Annotated in this window: 22 protein-coding genes; 12 read left to right on the top strand and 10 right to left on the bottom strand. The window is 55.3% G+C overall.

Features of this window, described 5'->3' with window-relative positions; translation table 11 throughout:
- Positions 1-2 precede the first annotated feature (2 nt).
- The 4 genes from OLTU_RS30880 (at position 3) to OLTU_RS30865 (ending at position 4,686) form a co-directional block, all read left to right on the top strand.
- Complete coding sequence (locus tag OLTU_RS30880; protein WP_141736558.1) at positions 3-1,085, top strand: rhomboid family intramembrane serine protease; 1,083 nt, start codon at positions 3-5, stop codon at positions 1,083-1,085.
- Between the two features lie 259 nt (positions 1,086-1,344).
- On the top strand, positions 1,345-2,625 hold the full coding sequence (locus tag OLTU_RS30875) for a citrate synthase (protein ID WP_141736914.1): 1,281 nt from the start codon (positions 1,345-1,347) through the stop codon (positions 2,623-2,625).
- Between the two features lie 149 nt (positions 2,626-2,774).
- Positions 2,775-4,388 carry a protein adenylyltransferase SelO gene (locus OLTU_RS30870; protein ID WP_176737109.1) on the top strand — a complete coding sequence of 538 codons (1,614 nt, stop codon included), beginning with the start codon at positions 2,775-2,777 and terminating at the stop codon, positions 4,386-4,388.
- Between the two features lie 7 nt (positions 4,389-4,395).
- On the top strand, positions 4,396-4,686 hold the full coding sequence (locus OLTU_RS30865) for a hypothetical protein (protein WP_141736557.1): 291 nt from the start codon (positions 4,396-4,398) through the stop codon (positions 4,684-4,686).
- Here the strand turns inward: OLTU_RS30865 and OLTU_RS30860 are convergent.
- Positions 4,683-5,339 carry a hypothetical protein gene (locus OLTU_RS30860; protein WP_141736556.1) on the bottom strand — a complete coding sequence of 219 codons (657 nt, stop codon included), beginning with the start codon at positions 5,337-5,339 and terminating at the stop codon, positions 4,683-4,685. The two genes, OLTU_RS30865 and OLTU_RS30860, sit on opposite strands and share 4 nt — an antisense overlap.
- On the bottom strand, positions 5,336-5,941 hold the full coding sequence (locus OLTU_RS30855; protein WP_141736555.1) for a hypothetical protein: 606 nt from the start codon (positions 5,939-5,941) through the stop codon (positions 5,336-5,338). Before OLTU_RS30855 ends, OLTU_RS30860 begins: the two co-directional genes overlap by 4 nt.
- A gap of 176 nt (positions 5,942-6,117) precedes the next feature.
- On the opposite strand from OLTU_RS30855, the gene OLTU_RS30850 reads away from it, so the two are divergent.
- Positions 6,118-6,498 carry a hypothetical protein gene (locus OLTU_RS30850; RefSeq protein ID WP_141736554.1) on the top strand — a complete coding sequence of 127 codons (381 nt, stop codon included), beginning with the start codon at positions 6,118-6,120 and terminating at the stop codon, positions 6,496-6,498.
- A 7-nt stretch (positions 6,499-6,505) separates the two neighbouring features.
- On the opposite strand, the gene OLTU_RS30845 is transcribed toward OLTU_RS30850, so the two are convergent.
- Positions 6,506-7,585 carry a tetratricopeptide repeat protein gene (locus OLTU_RS30845; RefSeq protein ID WP_141736553.1) on the bottom strand — a complete coding sequence of 360 codons (1,080 nt, stop codon included), beginning with the start codon at positions 7,583-7,585 and terminating at the stop codon, positions 6,506-6,508.
- 82 nt (positions 7,586-7,667) lie between these two features.
- Entirely contained in the window at positions 7,668-7,997 is a 330-nt protein-coding gene (locus OLTU_RS30840; protein ID WP_141736552.1) for a hypothetical protein, read from the bottom strand.
- Between the two features lie 83 nt (positions 7,998-8,080).
- On the opposite strand from OLTU_RS30840, the gene OLTU_RS30835 reads away from it, so the two are divergent.
- On the top strand, positions 8,081-9,274 hold the full coding sequence (locus OLTU_RS30835) for a hypothetical protein (RefSeq protein ID WP_141736551.1): 1,194 nt from the start codon (positions 8,081-8,083) through the stop codon (positions 9,272-9,274).
- A gap of 12 nt (positions 9,275-9,286) precedes the next feature.
- Positions 9,287-9,964, top strand: coding sequence for a winged helix-turn-helix domain-containing protein (locus tag OLTU_RS30830; RefSeq protein ID WP_141736550.1), 678 nt, complete (start codon positions 9,287-9,289; stop codon positions 9,962-9,964).
- On the opposite strand, the gene OLTU_RS30825 is transcribed toward OLTU_RS30830, so the two are convergent.
- Entirely contained in the window at positions 9,928-10,320 is a 393-nt protein-coding gene (locus tag OLTU_RS30825) for an iron-sulfur cluster assembly accessory protein (protein ID WP_141736549.1), read from the bottom strand. The genes OLTU_RS30830 and OLTU_RS30825 overlap by 37 nt on opposite strands.
- Positions 10,321-10,377: 57 nt before the next feature.
- On the opposite strand from OLTU_RS30825, the gene OLTU_RS30820 reads away from it, so the two are divergent.
- From OLTU_RS30820 to rplS, 3 genes are all read left to right on the top strand, one after another.
- On the top strand, positions 10,378-11,115 hold the full coding sequence (locus OLTU_RS30820; RefSeq protein ID WP_141736548.1) for a glycerophosphodiester phosphodiesterase: 738 nt from the start codon (positions 10,378-10,380) through the stop codon (positions 11,113-11,115).
- 152 nt (positions 11,116-11,267) lie between these two features.
- A complete protein-coding gene (locus OLTU_RS30815) occupies positions 11,268-11,708 on the top strand; it encodes a hypothetical protein (RefSeq protein WP_141736547.1) in 441 nt (146 codons plus the stop codon).
- Positions 11,709-11,840: 132 nt separating this feature from the next.
- On the top strand, positions 11,841-12,233 hold the full coding sequence (gene rplS / locus OLTU_RS30810) for a 50S ribosomal protein L19 (RefSeq protein WP_141736546.1): 393 nt from the start codon (positions 11,841-11,843) through the stop codon (positions 12,231-12,233).
- An 84-nt stretch (positions 12,234-12,317) separates the two neighbouring features.
- Here the strand turns inward: rplS and OLTU_RS30805 are convergent, their stop codons facing one another.
- The 5 genes from OLTU_RS30805 to OLTU_RS30785 are packed head-to-tail and all read right to left on the bottom strand — an operon-like array spanning position 12,318 to position 14,602.
- Positions 12,318-12,704, bottom strand: a complete 387-nt coding sequence (locus OLTU_RS30805) for a YraN family protein (protein WP_141736545.1) — start codon at positions 12,702-12,704, stop codon at positions 12,318-12,320.
- Complete coding sequence (rnhB, locus tag OLTU_RS30800) at positions 12,667-13,356, bottom strand: ribonuclease HII (protein ID WP_176737107.1); 690 nt, start codon at positions 13,354-13,356, stop codon at positions 12,667-12,669. The genes OLTU_RS30805 and rnhB overlap by 38 nt, the downstream gene beginning before the upstream one ends.
- Before the next feature lie 57 nt (positions 13,357-13,413).
- On the bottom strand, positions 13,414-13,746 hold the full coding sequence (locus OLTU_RS30795) for a thioredoxin family protein (RefSeq protein ID WP_141736543.1): 333 nt from the start codon (positions 13,744-13,746) through the stop codon (positions 13,414-13,416).
- 20 nt (positions 13,747-13,766) lie between these two features.
- Positions 13,767-14,063: a hypothetical protein gene (locus OLTU_RS30790; protein WP_141736542.1), complete on the bottom strand. Its 297-nt coding sequence runs from the start codon at positions 14,061-14,063 to the stop codon at positions 13,767-13,769.
- A 20-nt stretch (positions 14,064-14,083) separates the two neighbouring features.
- The gene (locus OLTU_RS30785; protein WP_141736541.1) at positions 14,084-14,602 is read right to left on the bottom strand and encodes a hypothetical protein; all 519 of its coding nucleotides are present in this window, start codon (positions 14,600-14,602) and stop codon (positions 14,084-14,086) included.
- A 114-nt stretch (positions 14,603-14,716) separates the two neighbouring features.
- On the opposite strand from OLTU_RS30785, the gene OLTU_RS30780 reads away from it, so the two are divergent.
- Both OLTU_RS30780 and OLTU_RS30775 read left to right on the top strand, forming a co-directional pair.
- A complete protein-coding gene (locus OLTU_RS30780; protein ID WP_141736540.1) occupies positions 14,717-15,736 on the top strand; it encodes a GHMP family kinase ATP-binding protein in 1,020 nt (339 codons plus the stop codon).
- A complete protein-coding gene (locus tag OLTU_RS30775; protein ID WP_141736539.1) occupies positions 15,733-18,003 on the top strand; it encodes a lytic transglycosylase domain-containing protein in 2,271 nt (756 codons plus the stop codon). The genes OLTU_RS30780 and OLTU_RS30775 overlap by 4 nt, the downstream gene beginning before the upstream one ends.
- Positions 18,004-18,015: the final 12 nt, after the last annotated feature.

Below are 18,015 nucleotides of genomic sequence, written 5' to 3'. Positions count from 1 at the left end.
CCGTGCACGACCGACCGGATGATGATGAGCAGAGCCGGGCTCCCCTGATACCTCTTGTGCAGCAACCGCGAGGGGCTGCCCTTTTATTGGGAACCTGGACCGGCCGCATCATCGTGATCAACACGATCATGTTCCTCGTGACCTTCTACCTGTCCGGCCTCGCCTGGTCGAACTTCCAAATGGCTCTCCTCAGCAGCAATACCGAGGTTCTCCTCCAGTTGGGGGCCAAGGACAATACCCTTCTGGCTTTGGGTGAATACTGGCGGCTCCTGACGCCGCTGTTTATACACGGCGGTCTGATTCACTACGCGTTCAACACCTACGGGCTTTACGTCGTTTCCTATCAGTTCGAGTTTTTGCTCGGCCGCAAGTCGTTTCTGATCCTGTACCTCGCGTCCGGCATGGCCGGCAATATTGCGAGTGTGCTGGCCGGGCCTTCGGTCAGTGTGGGAGCCTCAGGGGCTTTGTTTGGACTCCTGGGCTTTGGGCTCTACCTGGAACGCGTGGTGCAGTCGCGCATTGAATCCCTGACGGGACGCCGGCCACGCGCCGGTGCCTATACGGTTATGGCTATCGCGAATATCATACTCGGCTTTCTCATACCGCAGATCGACAACTCCGCGCATTTGGGCGGTCTGGCCTTCGGGGTTATTTTTGCCTATATTTGGTTGCGTTATGTCCCGAACCGTTTGTTGCCTCTGCGTCGGAAGCAGGCTCGAATGGCTACGGTCCTGCTCCTTCTCGTTTTGGGTGGTGGAGCCTGGCTTGGCACTTCTCGATGGTATGTGCTATACCAGCTGCAAGGTGCAATCCAGAGTGCTGACCACGTCGAAGTTCGTTACATTTACCTCAACCGGTTGGTGGCCCTCGAACCGCAAAACACACAGTTTCGCATGCACCGCTTGAAGCTGAGTCTGCTGCTTCGAGATTTTCCGACGGCACGGCTCGATCTGACGTTTATCAAAGCGGAGCCGGGTTCGGCGATGAGGCTCCAGGAACTGGAGACTGAACTGCTTCAAGGCGGGTTTGTTGACAGCGCAGCTTGGCTGAGACGGGCTCGTCAGGAGGTTCCCTTAGGTCTTTAAAGGCAATCGACGCTGCGGTATATAAACCGCTGACTGAATTTTGGACTGGATCCGCATACTGCCCCGAGAAGCTCTGCCGCGGCAAGCCCCTCCGAGCGGACAAGACGACCAGCCATGCAGACAGAAAAGTAAAAAACTGCGGTGTTGATAAACATTTAATTCTATTCCTCCGCTGCCGATAACCCAGATGCTGGAAGTTACTCAGGCCATTTGCGAATTCGATCGGAGAGAATACATGACAGTAGCGAGAAATTTACCTATGACCAAGAACAAGGCGGAACTCCACTACGACGGTAAGACTCTCGAACTCCCCGTTCTGGAAGGCACGGAAGGCGAATTAGCGCTGGACATCAACAAGCTTCGTCAGGAATCCGGACTGGTCACCCTCGACCACGGCTTCATGAACACGGCTTCCTGCACATCTGCCATTACCTTCCTGGACGGTGAAAACGGGATTCTGCGTTATCGTGGCTATCCCATCGAAGAGTTGGCGGAAAAGTCAACTTTTGTGGAAGTTGCCTATCTTCTGGTTTACGGTGAACTCCCCAATGTCGAACGCCTCAAGTGGTTCAAAGAAAAACTGAACACCTTTACGGCCACCAAGCCTGAACTCAAGCAATTGATTCAGCATTTCCCCAAGTCCGCGCACCCCATGGGGGTCCTGGCTTCCGTGTTGTCAGCGATGTCGGCTTACTATCCTGAATATTTGGACCCTGAGCTGAAGCCCGATCAGGTGGATAACGTGATCGCGCAGACCATGGCTCAGGTGAAAAACTTTGCGGCTTACAACTATCGCGCCAGCCAGGGCCAGTCCCTGATCGATGCGAAAGCCAGCAATGAATACTGCACCGACTTCCTGGCCCAGATGTACGGTTCGAATCCCGATCCGGAAGTCGCCAAGGCCTTGAATATCCTTCTGATCTTGCATGCCGATCACGAGCAGAACTGCTCGACCTCGACCGTGCGCCTTGTCGGGTCTTCGCAGGCCAACGTCTACGCGGCGATCTCGTCGGGTGTCAACGCTCTCTGGGGACCTCTGCACGGCGGAGCCAACCAGGCTGTGATCGAGATGCTGCAGGAAATCCAGGCGGATGGCGGCGGCTATAAGAAATTCATTCTGAAAGCCAAAGATAAAAATGACAACTTCCGCCTGATGGGCTTCGGCCACCGCGTGTACAAGAACTTTGATCCACGCGCGAAAATCATCAAGCAGGCCTGTGACGCGATTCTGACCAAATTGAAGATCCAGGATCCTTTGCTCGACATCGCCAAAGGTCTCGAGGAAGAGGCTCTCAAGGATCCTTATTTCGTGGAAAGAAAGCTCTATCCCAACGTCGACTTCTATTCGGGTATCATCTACAAGGCGCTGAACATTCCAACCAACATGTTCACCGTGATGTTTGCCCTCGGCCGTTTGCCCGGCTGGCTGGCCCAGTGGAAGGAAATGAACGAATCCCCTGCGACCAAGATCGGCCGTCCACGCCAGATCTATACCGGCTCCACGGTTCGTTCCTATGTTCCGATGGACAAGCGATCCTAAGATTCAAGCGAAGGGCCCTCCGGGGCCCTTTTTTTTCGCCCCCAACTCATCCTGCCTCTTTGCGCCATCGCCAGTGAATGGAAATTCCCCTATAAAGGCCATGGAACAGGCGTCATCCGCCCTTAAAAACTCTTGAGGCAGGAATTCCTATGCAATCCGCTTCTGAAAATTCCCTGGTCGCGCTGAGTGACGTGAATTTTGATGACAGCTTTGTGCGTACGCTACCGGCTGATCCGCGGGAAGAGAATGGGGTCCGCCCCGTGCCGAATGCCTGCTTTTCCTTTGTCAAACCCACACCGGTCAGACAACCGAGGCTGATCGCGTGGTCCGACGCGGTGGGCGCGATACTCGGCCTGGCGCGACCCAAAGGTGATCAGGATTCCACTGTGGAAATCCTGGCTGGCAATCGCCTTGTGCCGGGCATGCGGCCTTACGCGGCCCGATATGGTGGTCATCAGTTCGGTCATTGGGCTGGGCAGCTGGGCGATGGACGTGCGATCACATTGGGCGAGATTGTGAATCGGGAGGGACAGCGCTGGGAACTGCAGCTCAAGGGGGCCGGCCCCACACCCTATTCACGGAATGCGGATGGACGTGCGGTGTTGCGTTCCTCCATCAGGGAATTTCTATGCAGCGAGGCCATGCATCATCTTGGGGTTCCGACGACCCGCGCGCTCAGTTTGATTCGCGCTGATGATCAGGTCGTCCGTGATATGTTCTACGATGGTCATCCCCAGCTGGAAACCTGCGCGCTCGTCACGCGCGTGGCCCCCACGTTTGTCCGCTTTGGCAATTTTCAGATCCTGACCGTGAACGGGGAGCTCAAGGAACTTCACCAGCTGGCGGATTATGTGATCGCGCAGCACTATCCCGATTTTAATCTCTGGTCGCCTACGGTTTATGGAGACTGGTTCAAGGAAATCTGCCGCCGCACGGCGCTTATGATCACGCATTGGCAGCGGGTGGGCTTTGTGCATGGGGTTATGAACACCGATAACATGTCCATCCTGGGGCTGACGATTGATTACGGTCCCTATGGTTGGCTGGATGTCTATGACCCGGACTGGACGCCCAATACCACGGATGCTCACCGACGGCGCTACCGCTTTGGACATCAGCCGGCCGTTGCCATCTGGAATCTTGCGCAGCTCGGTCAGGCCCTTCAACCCCTCTTTACGGATCCTCAGACGATTGAAGCGGGCATGAACGAATTTCATGCACACTTTTCGGAAAGCTACGGCCGCATGAAGGCCGCAAAACTCGGCCTGGCTGAGGCCCCGGATCGGGCGGATGCAGAACTCATCCAGGAGCTGGACGAGATTCTGAAGCTTGAGCCCACGGATATGACCATTTTCTATCGAAAGCTTGCGGATATTCCCCTGGCTGAAGGGGACGCAGCCGCAAGCGAACGTCTGGGAATTCTGGAACCGGCCTTCTATTCCCCCACGCGCACGCCTTTGCATGCACAAAGGCTCGCCGCCTGGCTGGAACGGTATGCGGCACGCTCGCGCTCGGAGGGCCTGGATCCCGAGGAACGGCGCCGCCGCATGAATCAGGTCAATCCCAAATTCATTCTGCGCAATTACCTGAGTCAGCAGGCGATTGATGCCGCCGAGCAGGGCGATCACAGCCTGATCGAGCGTCTCATGCAGGTGATGCAAAGGCCTTATGATGAGCAGCCTGAACATGAAACCTTCGCCGCCAGACGGCCGGAATGGGCGGAAAATCGCGCCGGGTGTTCGGCCCTGTCCTGCAGCTCGTGAAATTTTCATGGCACCACATTTGCAGCCCTTCCCCTGGAAATTTTCCGTTCATGGAACAGCTGAAAATGGAGTGGATATGAATGCCGTTGCCAAACTCAGTTTGTCACAAAAAGCAGCCGATGCCGCCCTGAAAAGAGTCGCTGGCATGGCAGGAAGAAAGGTTGGGGATCTGGCCGTGCAGAAGGCTGGTCCCACGCTGCAGGCGATGAACAAGAGAAAGATCATCACCTTGATCGCGCTCGTGGGTGTCGGCGGTCTCGTCTACAGTCTTCTGAGTCGGAATGAGTTTCTGGCTTAAAGGCTATCGATCGCGCGCAGTTTTTCGGCCCAAAGGAGTTCATAGGTATGCCGACAGGCGGCGCGCAGTTTTTCGGCGCGTTTGCGGCTGGGAACGTCCTGGAGCTGGGGCAGAAGCTTGTAACAGTAGCGGGCCGCGAGACGGTGGGCCTCTTCGTAAAGGTCCTGCTGCGCGGTATAGCAGTACGAGTGATCAAAGATCATGCGGGTGAGCTGGGGCAGGTGAGGATCGCCGGTCTGCTTTTCCAGAATGCGGCCGGCCATGAGAAGCTTGTCGACTTCGCCTTGCCATTCGAGTTCAAGCAGGCTGACACCCTGGCTGGCCTGCACGCGGTTGACCACCAAATGGAAGTGGCTGACCTCTTCCACAGCCACACAGAAGGCATCGAGATTCCGGCTGTCGAGCCTCGCCAGGGGATTGTCCTGCTCGAAAGCCGCGATCAATTCCGGGCGAAAATAAAGGCCGAGTTCGAGTTCCTCCTGCGCGGGGCTTGTGCGCAGGATCAGGGCAGCCCGATTATCCGCAGCGACCGCGGCGGCCTCCGCGGATTGCGTCAGGCAGTCAGCGGCGGATACGGCGATGGAAAAGCCATAGGCTGTAGCCAGCTCATCCTCGATGTGCTGAATCATGTCCGGAAACGCCACGCGGTTCATTGCGGATCTTTATTCAAAAGGGGAATCGGGGTGATGCCTTCCTCTTCCAGGATGCGGCGGAGTTTGCTCGACTGCGTATGCTGCCAGCGCGTGTAGGTCGTCAGGAGATCCCGCTTGCGCGCCAGTGGCGTGGATTCGGAAACTTCCGCCATCAGGTTCACGAGCGAGCGGAAATCCTGGGCCATGCTCAGGTATACTTTGGAAAAGTGGCTATCGTTTTTGTGCGTACGCATCAGGGTGGATGTCTGGTTGTACGCGGCGGCACCCATATTGATGTAGTAGCCCACATCAAAGGTCTTGCGATTGAAGAAATCCTGGAAGTAGCCGGCAAAATAAAGGCTGGTATCACCCAAACGCTTGTAGACTTTGATCTGAATATCGGGAGATGATTCCACGGCCTTCTTCAGCATGAACGCCAAGGGCGTATCCAACACAGCCATATCATCATCGATATTCAATTGGGCTGGGTTGATAAATTCGCAGAGGAGGTTGACGAGGTAGAATTCGATGTCATCATTCAGTTGGAGCTTAAGCGACTGGGCCGCATTCGTGACCTGATCGCGAAAGAAATCCTGGGGGCTGAGTATTTCGACGGTGTTCATAGGATATTCCTTTTCCTACCTCTTCCATCATGACATATTACGCCTGGAATTAGCCACCCTTTCTGACATATCGGATAATTTGAGATTTCCTTAAGGGCATATTTGACGAAGTCAAAAGTTCCAGTTACATTTCCTGAGGCCTGCTCAAGGTCTGGGCTGCAAAGGTAAAAAAAGGTATGAAATCCGGGGATAAAGCCAATTCACAGAATCAGGATGGAAAATCCTGGGATAAACTGGGTTTGGAGGAAATTGTTCATATTGCTAACAAAGTCGGATTGGCTTATGTGGAAGCCAAAAAAACGGCCGAGCACTATGAGCTGATGAAACCAACCATCCGTGCCAGGGTCGCCTTGCGACTCGATGATGGAAAGGTGAGTGAAGCCCGTCTGAAGCGCCTCACGGAAACCGATCCTGAATATCTCGACTTCCTCGACAAGCTTGTCGAAGCCCGCCGTGAATCCGATCGACTCAAGGTTCGCTATGATTCGTATAAGAATCTGTTTGATGCCCGGCGCAGTCTTCTGAGTTACCAGAAGGAGGAGATGAAGCTCGTGTGACGGATCACTAGAGCTCGTCTTCCAAATCGTCGACTCTGTTATTGGCGTGAATCGCGTTGTCATCCCGGCCATCAATGGCCGCGATTTTTTCCCGGGCAAACGCCAGTTCCTGCTGAAACTCAGGATCCATCGCCGCTTCCTTGGCAAACATGCGATAATTTTCGAGGGATTTCTTCGGATCCTTCTTCTCGAGCGCCTGACCCAGCAAAAAGTAGGCTTCCATCAGATTGGGCCGAATGCGCAGCGCGCGTTCGAGATAGGTCACCGCCATATCGATGTTCTGCTGATCCTTGATGAATTTTCTGGCCAGACCGGTCAGCGCGCCGGGAAGCAAAGGCTGATCCTGCAGGGCGCGACGATAGGCCTGCTCGGCTTCCACGTGATGGCCTTCGTCGAGCAGGATGTCGCCCTTCACGCTGTTCAGATAGGCCAGCTCCTGCGGACTGGACAGCGCTTCGGTTTTATTGAGAATGGCCAGCGCCTTGTCATTCATCCCGATCTTGTTCAGGATGCGCGCATTGATGATCGAAATCTGAAAATCATTGGGATCCAGCTTTTTCAGAGTTTTGGCCGTTTTCAAGGCCTCCGCATAATAGCGAATCGAATAATAGCTCCAGGAGAGGGCCTTCAAGGCATTCAGATTCTTCGGTTCCGCCTGCAAAGCTTTCTTATAATGAAAAATCGCATCCGCGTACCGGGTCTGGGTGCGATAAGCCTCGCCAAGATAATAGTTCAGCTCCGCATTGTCCGGATAAGCCGGCAGGGCCTCCTGCAAATGGTGAATCGCCAGTTTATAAGCTCCGGTCTTCACATAAACAATGCCGAGCGTACGGTGCGCCGCGGCATCTTTCGGTCGGTCGGACAGATGCTTGCGAAAGGCGGCAACGGCCTCGCGATAAAGCCCATCGCGCGCATACTGATTGGCCTGATCCAGCAGCGGGGAAGGGGCCGGAGCGAGAGGCACAGGCGCCGGCGAAGGCGCGACCGGCGTGGCGACCCTTGGTATCTCAAACAACGTCACAGACTGACAAGCCGCAGGGGCAAGTGCGAGGACAACCAAAGCAATGACGCGTGGCTTGAATGGCACCGGAGGGCTCCTCAAGTTGCAGTTCGACAACAATATTGTAGCTTGAATAACAGCAAGGTACGAGGGCAGAGCCTTTGGTCATTCACTTCACAACGTAGAATTCCTCGAAGAGTGACCAGCATTTATCGTCGCGCGAATAAAATGAAAGCACAATTTCCCGTTCGTTCCAATCCTTGTAATTGGCAAACTTGAAAGAGTAGTAGCGCAGCTTCAGGGCGCCTGAAAGACCAGTGACGAGATTGTCAGGCACCGGCATGAACTCATCGAGATAATAGCATTCATTGGCTGAATTTTTCAGATAGGGAAGCTTGACTGGTGTCACGCCTTCGAGGTGAACCACAGTCTGACATGCACTCAACCAGGGCAGAATTCCCAGGGAGAAAAGTATTTTGGGATAAAGCAAAAATCGCATACAATACTCGTTGCACTCATTCCGAATCTTACAAAACACGCATCGACCAATTGATGAAAATCTTGAGGGACTGGTAGGCATTTATGATGAGAAACCTGGCCATTTTCGTGGCGCCTTTCTATCTGTTGACCGCCTGCAGCTGGGGAACGGGCCAACTCAGGTCCGATTGGGGTGCCCTGCAGGATGCCAAATCCGTCTCGTGCGCGGAGGTGCCCCTTCGCAAGGATGATCTGCGCATCGATCGCGTGCATATTGTGCCCGAACTCGGGCCGTCCTTGATTCTGGAAGTCACCACCCGCCGCGGTGTGAAAACCATGTATCATCTGCCCTTCCGCAGCATATCCAGCATGGATGAGGAAACGCTGGTGCCCCTGCCTGTTTCCCAGAACAGCGTCCTGCTCGGCGCCGGCATCTGGCAGCAAAAGGCGGTCTTTGCTTTGAAAACCACCGATCGCGGCAAGCCGACCATTCAATTGCGTGATCTGCAAAATAACGCCGTGTTGCAGCAGTTTCCGATCGACAGCCAGGCGCCCTGGGAACTTACCGATTGGCAGATTGCGGGCGGCCGCCTGCGCAGTCTCGTGCGTGAAGGCAAGGATGATGAATCCCTCGACGACCAGCCTTATCTTCAGCTCGAAGTGCACCTTGATGGCAAAGCCGGCGCAAAACCCCGGGCGGAACCGGCCACCCAGGTGATCGGCCAGGCTCAGCTCTTTGCCGACGCCCAGGGCAACACCCAAATCATCTGGCTCGATCGCGGCACCTCCGACAAGGTCAAGGAACCGAGTTTTCTGACCGTGCGGTGGCGCGAGGGCAAGGACCAGCATTCCATCGACCTCGGCGACAAGGCACCCATTGAAAGCTGGGCCTTTCAGGAAGGCAATGTCACCAACCTTCTGAGTTATGTGAAGGGCGACACCCTGCTCTGGACCAACGCCAGCATCGAAATTCAGCGCCTGAGCAAAACCAGTCCCTTCACGAAACAAAATCAACTGAGTGTGCCCATCAGCAAGGTGCACGTGGCGCGTCCGCTTCTGAGCGCGGATCCCAAGGCGGAATATCTCTTTCTTCCGCAATGGCTGGACCATGAACTCACGGTCGCGGTTTACAAGATAGAAGCATCAGAAGTGGTTCATCGCGGCTATCGCGGCGTCTTCAAGGAAGGCACCTCGTTTCACGCGGCGTTCTATCATGATCCCTCTCAGGAAACTCTGATGCTGATGAAAGCTCCAGCCAACTACACATCGCGTTACAGTCTTTGCAGGATGAGTCTATAAGAAGGAATTCGCATGTCGGTCATTTGGATTTTGGAACGTCCCCGGCCTCCCGCAGAAAGCACACCAGCTCTGCTGCAGGGTGATTTTGCCGTTCGAGCCTTTGCTTCCCTGCGCAACTTTCTGCGCCTGGCTCCGTTGAGGGGACGCTTGCCGGACCTTGTGATCGTGCGGAGTGCTGATTTCGCCGATGAACTGATCAATCTCGAAAATCTGCTCGGTATTCGTTACGAATCGGTGCCGCGGCTTTATCTGGGTGAAGTGGAAGGGTTTGCGCCGGCTGCCGCTGAAACCACGATCATCCGGGATGAGGATCGCCCGCAGCTGCCGTTTATGGTTCAGGAGATTTTGAATTTCGATGGACCCAGGGGTTCATCCTCGGTCGTGCAGCTGCATGATCTGATGCTGGACACGACAGGGCATCGGCTCAAACTGTTGCCGGAAGGGGACTGGGTGCGCCTGAAACCCAAGGAGGGGCAGATCCTCCGCCACCTCTTGAAAAATCCTAATCACTGTCTCAGCCATGAGGATCTGGTCCTGGCCGTGTGGAAGGACGTGCGCGTCTCCCCACGATCCATGGCCAGTCATATCTCGCGCCTGCGGCGCTATCTGCAGGGATCCCAGCTCGAAATTCGCAATGTCTACGGTGGCGGCTATCAGCTCTGCAATGTCTCGCCTGAATCCGGTGACTGACGCCCCTCCAGTTTTTCGATCCAGGCTTTTCTTTTGAAAAATTTTCCGCGAAACTTCCATTGATGCGGATTTTCAACGAGAAAGCCTGTGCCTCTTTCATCATCAATCCACTCAATGGTGGAGCCCCGGCAGAATTCGAAGGCCGGCCGGTCGATGATCAGGAGCAGACCCCCTTCCTGAGGGAAGACAAGGTCATCGGGGCTTTGCGGATCGAAAGTCACGCCATAGTAGAAGCCATCACAACCTTTGCCATCAAGGTAAAGTCGCAAAGGCAGATTGCGATAACGGGCGGTATGCTGCTGCAGATCAAGTGCGGCCTCGAGGGCCCTGGGACTCATATGAATTGCGGAATCCATGATTGACTCGCTTATAAGATGTATTCAGCCAGCAGGATCCTAGCAGGGAGGTAGGGCATGCAACAAGACCCGGTCGTATGGATAAGTCATCGCGGCTATCATGCCCAGGCTCTGGAAAATACCCGCGAGGCCTTTGACGCTGCCATACAGGCTGGCTTTACCCATCTGGAAACGGATCTGCGGACCACGGCCGATGGTTACCTTGTGCTGCATCATGATTCCGAGCTGACCCGGACGTTCGCGAACCCGCTCGTTATCGAAAAAACCAGTTTACAGGAACTCCTGTCGCTGCAGAGTCCACGCGGCCATCATCTTTTGACCTTTGAGGAATTCATTGAATCCTATGCCGGTTTCAGCTGGACCTTCGATATCAAACCTGAATCAGCCGGGCCTACACTCCATGGTCTGTATCAATGGGCCAAACGCCAGAAGGCCGAATCCTGGCTCAACGAGCAGGCCCGCTTTCTTTGCTGGAGTTCCCGGGCTGAACGTTATTTGTACCAGCTCTTCCCTCAGGCCCGAACCCTGGCGCGTGAATCGGAATGCTATCGGGCCGGCCTCGCGGTCTTTTCCAGCGTGCCCTTTATGGGCGGTATTCGTTCAGGCCGGACCTATTCCATTCCACGATACTTTGCGGGCCGTGATCTTTTCACAAGATTCTTTGTCGACGCCTATCACAAACGAGGAGCCCGCTTGCTGGCCTACCTTCCGAGCCGGGACGAGGACGCCAAGGCCGCGATTGAAGCGGGCTTTGATGAGATCCTGACCAACACTTTGCCCATTTCGATAACCTGAATTTTGATAACTCACGCAGTCGAGCTTGAATCGTTTTTGCCGATGGTCTATACCAGCCCTCATCATTTCATCATCTTGTTACCAGTATGGAACGTGTCGGCAAAGCCATCGGGCCGGGATTATCCCTGTAATGCTGTGGGAGAGTTATCTTTATGGATGTATTGCAGCTGCTCAAGAATGAGCTCAAGGAACGCCAGAGTGATATCAGCGCTTTTATTGATGGACCCTCGGCTTATCAAAACTGGGCACAGATCGCGCGGCATCTGAAAGCTCATCTCACGCTCGAACTCGAGTATCTGTTGCCTGAGCTTGCGGCCGTTTCCCCCAAACAGGATGCTGCCTTGCAGCGTTTGGAGACGGATCTTGCGAACCTTCGCATGCAACTGGATGCCCTGGGTTTCGATCACAATCCGGAGATCGCGCAGGTCATCGCTCTGCGTGATGCTTTCACCCGACATGGACTGTTGATTGAGGATCGTATTCTGCCTCTGATGCGCCAAAGAATTTCGACGGCGGATCGGGAGGAACTTTATGATGCGCTGCAGGATGCCAAGCAGGATATCATCCGTTCGACGCTGGGACTGGCGATATAATGCGTTGTAATGGCTGGGATTGGCGAAACCAGGCCTTGACCGCCTGCCGGACTTCGTGTAGTAAAGCTCATTCCTGAAAGACGAGTCAGGGTAGCACTTTCAAGGCTTCCAAACTGGAATAGGTCAAATTCGATGAAAAACTCTATCATCAGCAACTTCGAAACCAGAAAAAATCCGCAACTCGAGAGCGGCTTGCCTAAATTCCGTCCTGGTGACACGGTTCGCGTGCATTATAAAATCCAGGAAGGTACTGAAGCGGGTAAATTTCGTATCCAGCCTTTTGAAGGCGTGGTGATTCGTTATAAAAAGGGCGGCGTTGAGTCCTCTTTCACTGTCCGCAAAATTGGCGCTAACAGTGTGGGCGTGGAACGCGTGTTCCCGGCTTATTCTCCTATGATCGCCAAAATTGAAGTTGTGGCCGCCGGTATCGTCCGTCGCTCGCGCCTTTACTACCTCCGCGGTCTGGCTGGTAAAGCGGCCCGTATCCGTAGCCGTTTCGTCGGCAAAAAAGAAGCGGAAGCCTGATTCGTCAAAGGCACTCGTAAGTTTTGAGAAGTCGACCTTGGAAGTGGAAACGCTTCCGGGGTTTTTCTCTTTGGGCTGTTCTTTTCAAGTCCAGGACTCCTCCGCCGGCAAACGCATCCAGGCAATCGATGGCCTGGTTCCCTCCGATACCAGCGCCAGTCCCAGGTGCACGGTGTGTTCACTGTATTCCGGATATTCCCAAAGAAAGCGGGCCGACCCCCGCCAGAGCGCCGAAAGTTTGCGCGGCGGAATCAGCTGCTGCCAGTCGTCCATGTCCCGGCCCCGGGTTTTCACTTCAATGATCAGAAGCTCACGGCCTTTGACCGCCACCAGGTCGAGTTCGAGCGCCTTGCGCCGAAAGTTTTGGGAGATGATGTGAAAGCCCCGCTGGGAAAGCCACTGGGCCACCAGAGCCTCCCCGCGCCGGGCGCGCTTATATCGTGGTGCTAAAGTAATGACCAAGCTCCGCATAGCGTGTGACCGGAGCGAAATTGCGCCGATGCAAAGGCGTGATGCCACGCGCTTCCATCGCCGTTAAGTGACTTTTTGTGCCGTAGCCGACATTTTCATGGAAATCGTAATGCGGAAAATTCAAAGCCGCCTGCCGCATGAAATCATCACGGGCTTCCTTGGCCAGAATCGAAGCGGCGGCGATCGCAAAGCAGAGCCCATCGCCGCCGATAATGGCTTCCTGGCGAATGGGAAGCATGGGATTGAGGTGTTTGCCATCGATCAGAAGAAGGTCGTGGCTTTCCTTCATGGTTTCATAGGCGCGCAGCATGGCCTGAAAGGTGGCGGGGACGATGCCCTGCTCTTCAATTTCGCTGACGCTGGAAAAACCAATGGCCCAGTCGCGGCAGACCTGGTGCAGGATCGGAATCATGCGTTGCCGCTGGGCGGTGCTGAGAGTTTTGGAGTCGCGGATCAAAGCCCGCGTTTTGGTATCGAGACTCTTGAGGGCATCATAATTGAGGCTGACACAGGCAGCATACACGGGACCTGCGATGCAGCCCCGTCCCACTTCATCGACGCCGAGGATTTTCAGGCCCTGCTTCAGAAAGCTGCGTTCGATGGTTCCTCTGTTTCGCGAATCATGCGAAGTCCTGGCGGGTGATTTGGCCATGCTCGGGAATTCCTTTTCCACGGTGCTTGAGGCCGGAATCATAACGCAGACTTTTCATCAACTCGAGAGCCTTCTTTCCACCGCCTCAACAATCTTGACCTTGGGCTGCGGCCCCGCGATGGTGGCGACCACCTTGCCTTGTTCAAAAATCAGGATGTGGGGAATGGATTTGACGCCATATTCGGCCGGTGCGTGCGCGTTTTCATCGACATTCAAACGCGCCACGGTCAGGCGTTTGTTGTAATCGGAGGCGATCTCTTTCAGCGCCGCTTCCAGCACCGTGCAGGGTCCCGACCAGGGAGCCCAGAAGGCGACCAGGAGAGGGCCCTTCTTTTCCTGCAGCCAGGTTTTCAGCGTTTCATCGTTGAGATTGAGCAGCTGGGACGCCATGATTCAAACTCCGCGAGGTTTTAGGATTCGATGACAAAATGCTCCCGATGCCGGCGGGTATCGAGAATCTGTGTGACTTTTTTGTCGAGTCGACTGAGCGACGGCGGATGGGTGCGGTTTTGGGCCTTGCCATAAAAATCCGGCAAAAGATCAGCCAGTATCAAAAGGAGCGTATCCGCATCGCCGGCGGCCGTGATCCATTTATTGATAATCCGGTGCTCATCATAGGGCAGAAAGTGGCCCCTGGCGCGCAGGTCGATGACGTATTGAACGATCAGGGCGGATCCTTGCAGTTGCTCGGGGGGAATATAGCTCACAGGGACCTCGCTGAAATACGTTAGCGCAAAGCCTGAAGTTCAGCTTCGATTCGACTGATGTCCGATTGCATGCGCTTTATTTCTTTCTCATAGCGGAGCAACTCGTGCAAGTGGTCGTGCATCCGCAGCAGGTTTGCCACGCGGACAGGCAGACTGCTCAGATGGTCAGGATGGAGTAAGTCAAAATACCAATTGGAATTTAAAGTCTGTTCCAGCACGTCCACGACGCGGGTCATTTCACAGGCATTCACAATCAAGGCCGGAACCCAGATGCCTTGCTGCTGTTGCGCCAGACGCTTTTCAAAGCCGCCGAGCCATGTGATCAGTTCGTCCTCTCCCAGGTGTGTGGCGAAGACGACCAACAGATCACAGGGCAGCAGGTTGGGATCATCAAGAGCTCTGAGTCGTACCAGATCGAGCTGGGGCAGAAAGCGCAGGGAGCGCTCCAGATTCAGTTTGAGAGCATCCGCCCGTTTCGGTTCCAGGTCCCAGATGCAGAGACGGCGGCGCATTTGCAGAAAATCCGTGCGACGACTCATCGCGCTTTCTCCTTTTCAGCTTGGGCGCTACACCCTGCTTTCTGTATAGTTTAGCATGAGGCCATGAAGTCCGCTAGAAAGCGGCGGACGCACTTGTCATGAAGGGAGAAAGGAATGGTAATCCAGGCACTCAGTCCCACGCGTGTGGATATAGCAGGTGGTACGCTTGATATCACTCCTTTGACTCAGATACTCCAACATCGGCAAACCGTGAATTTCGGCATTACGCTGCATGCGCGTGTGGAAATTGAAAAGTCCGAGGGGACTTTCCGCATCGCGAGTGAGGATCAAGGACGCCATGTTGCAGGCTCCTTTGAAGATGTGACGCGGGCCGGCGCACTTCCCTGGCTGGAGAAACTGCTCGCCTTTTTTTGGCGGAAGGAATGGGCTCCTCTCAACATTCGTGTGCAGGCCAAATCCCCGGCCGGAGCCGGACTGGGTGGCTCCTCATGTCTTGGCATTGCCATGGCGTCGGCCCTCCTCAAGGCGCGACAGGATATCGGACAACCCTTGAAACTTACCGATCATCAACTCGTGCAAACCGTGCAGGATTTGGAAACGGGTCTCATTCGCGTGCCGACCGGCTGTCAGGATTATTGGGGCGGTCTGCGCGGTGGCATCAATATCATCAGCTACCCACCTGGTGCCATCGAGGTGCAGACGCTGCAGGACAGCAAGGCCCAGGCGCTGCAGGACCTTCTGCTGCTTTGCTACAGCGGTGTTTCGCGCGCATCAGGGACCAACAACTGGGCCATCTTTCGTCGCGCCTTTGAAGGGGATCAAGCGATCCTCGGGATTTTGAATGAGATCGGCACACTTTCTGAATGTGTGGCCAGGGCCGTGCTGGCCGGACAATGGAGTGAAGTCTTCAAACTTTCCTCCCAGGAATGGCAGCTCCGCACCCGCATGTGGTCGGATGTTGAAACTGCGGAAACGAAACGGATCACTGCCGCCGCGCAGGGGGCCGGTGCGATGTTTTCCCGTATCTGTGGAGCCGGTGGCGGTGGTGTCATGGCGATTTTTGCTGAACCCGCGCATCATGCCAAGGTCAAGGCCGCGGTGCAGGATGCGGGCGGGCAAATTCTCGATGGCACGGTGAGCTTCAAAGGAACCGAAGTACAGGGATCTCTATGAACTGGATAAAGCGTAGCCTATTGTGTGTCAGCCTTCTCACAGGCTGCGCGGGTGTCACTCATGAGCCTCTGGTCACGATTGATGCCGCGGGTTTCAAACCAACCCCGAGTCCAATCAAGGAACAGTATCGTCGTCTGCGAGCCCTGGTTCAGGATCGTGAAGGCGCTCAGGAAGCTGTTCAGGATATTCTGGTCGCCATGGAAGCGGTGCAGTCCGAGGAAGCCAAGGACTGGGAAACCGCCGCCAAACAGTGGCTTTTTGTTTTGGAGAATGACTCCGGTGCGATGGCCGCCATGGCTTTCCCGCGCTGGGTGAAAGCCCAGGAACGCCTCGTGGCCGAGCCCGTGCAGGCCGAGATTTTAGCCCGCCTTCTTCTGGCTCAAACCAATGAAGGACAGGAGGCGCCCTGGCTGAAAAAGCAGGGTTACACGGATATCGCGAGCCTCACGCAAAAAATCAAGGATCTGCAGGGCGACACCACGGCTCAAGGCACGGCCTCATTGCCGGCCTCACCGCGTGATATTAAGGATGATCCTTTCCTGGAAAAAGCGGCAAAGGCGTCCTGCCGCCTCGATCTGCCCGCCGCCTGGCGCAACTGGCTGCGAACCCAGGGCCCGAATCTCAAACTCTACTGGGAAGGTCTGCAGGCCTCCTGCCGCATGGAATATGAGGCGGCCATCAGCAAATTCGAACAGGCTCTCCCTGGGCTGCGCCTTAACATCAAGACCTGGCCCTATGCCGTGAATGCCGCCGAGCGTATCGTCAAAGCGCGCAAGAGTCTCGGACAACGTGAAGCGACCACGATCGCCTATCAGCAGCTGGCGAATCTTCTCGATCAGCCGGAAACGCAAAAAGCCGAGCTGGGCTGGAGCCCTTTCGAACTTTGGACCAAACGCATCGACACCTGGTTCTGGGTTGCCCGCAACGAGGCCCTGGAGGGTGACTATCAAAACGCCAAGCTCGCAGTGCACGAGGGCCTGAATCTCATCAATCAGGCCCAGACGCAGATTGTGGATTTGAATAGCAATCAATCGGAGGAACTCAGCAATCTGAGGGCCGAGGCTTATAATATTCTGGCTTCACGCATTGCCTATGAAGAGGGTGATCTCACCGCCGCGCTTTCGTTGACCCGCATGGGACAGGATATCCCCGGCATTTCCAAGGAATGGCGCCAGCGTCTGGATTGGTCGGAAGCCTGGTTTTCCTACATGATGAAGGATCGCATCCGCGCGGTCCGCGTCTGGAAAAATCTTTTGACCCAGATCGACGACGAGCAGCACAGGACACGTTATTACTATTGGATCGGTCGCGCCCTCTACGAAAATGGACAGCGCGGCGAGGCCGAGGATTATTTTGAAAAACTTCAGACCGATCATCCGCTCAGTTTTTATACGGTCGTGGGTCTTCCCCGCATCGACCCGGATTATGGCACCGGTGAATTCTTTGGCTCTGTGTCCAGACTGCAAAGTAAACTCAGCAGCATGGATAATATTCCCTGGGAAGCCTACCGTGCGGATCACGAGGCCGAACGCCGCGTCGCGCGTTTGGAGCTGATGCTGGCCGCCAACGTCAATACCTGGCTCGATCCGATCGCCACGGAACTTTTCCGTTATGTGAACAGCCGCGAGCCCCTGATGAAGGATACGGAAGCCACTCTTTATGTCTCCCGGCTTATCTATATGGCCGGCAATTACCTGCAGGCGATAGCGCTGACCACCTCACTCAGCAACCAGGAGGCTGACTTTTGGGATCAGTATCCGGAGCAGGTCCTGGTTTATTTCCCGCAGCCTTATCAGGATATCTATCAGCGCACGGCCACGCAGAGTTACATCGATCAGGAAATTGCCCTGGCCATCTCCCGGCAGGAGAGCAGCTTTGAAGCTGATGTCATTTCACCGGCCGAGGCCATCGGTCTGATGCAGCTCATGTCCAACACCGCCCAACGTCAGGCTTCGCGGCTGGGCCTGCGTCTCGGTGAACCGCAAGTCGACCTGAAAAGGCCGGAACTGAATATCGCCCTGGGGACGGCCTATCTTGCTGAGCTGGGCCGACGCTATCGCGGCCATTGGCATCAGGCCTTTGCCGCCTATAATGCAGGCGAATTCGTGGTGGACGCATGGCTCCAGCGCCGCCGGGCCGAGGATCCACTGGTGTGGATCGAGGCGCTCAGCTTTGCCGAGACAAGCGGTTATACCAAGAACGTTTGGCGGAACTGGGAGGTGTATCGCTGGCTTCGCGGTTTGCCGGCTGCAAAACCGCTTTTGTGAGCATAAACTCCA

Origin of the sequence: Oligoflexus tunisiensis, assembly GCF_001748245.1 — a bacterium.
GTDB lineage: Bacteria > Bdellovibrionota_B > Oligoflexia > Oligoflexales > Oligoflexaceae > Oligoflexus > Oligoflexus tunisiensis.
The sequence above is the reverse complement of the archived record's forward strand: the minus strand, read 5'-3'. Positions and strand labels throughout refer to the sequence as shown.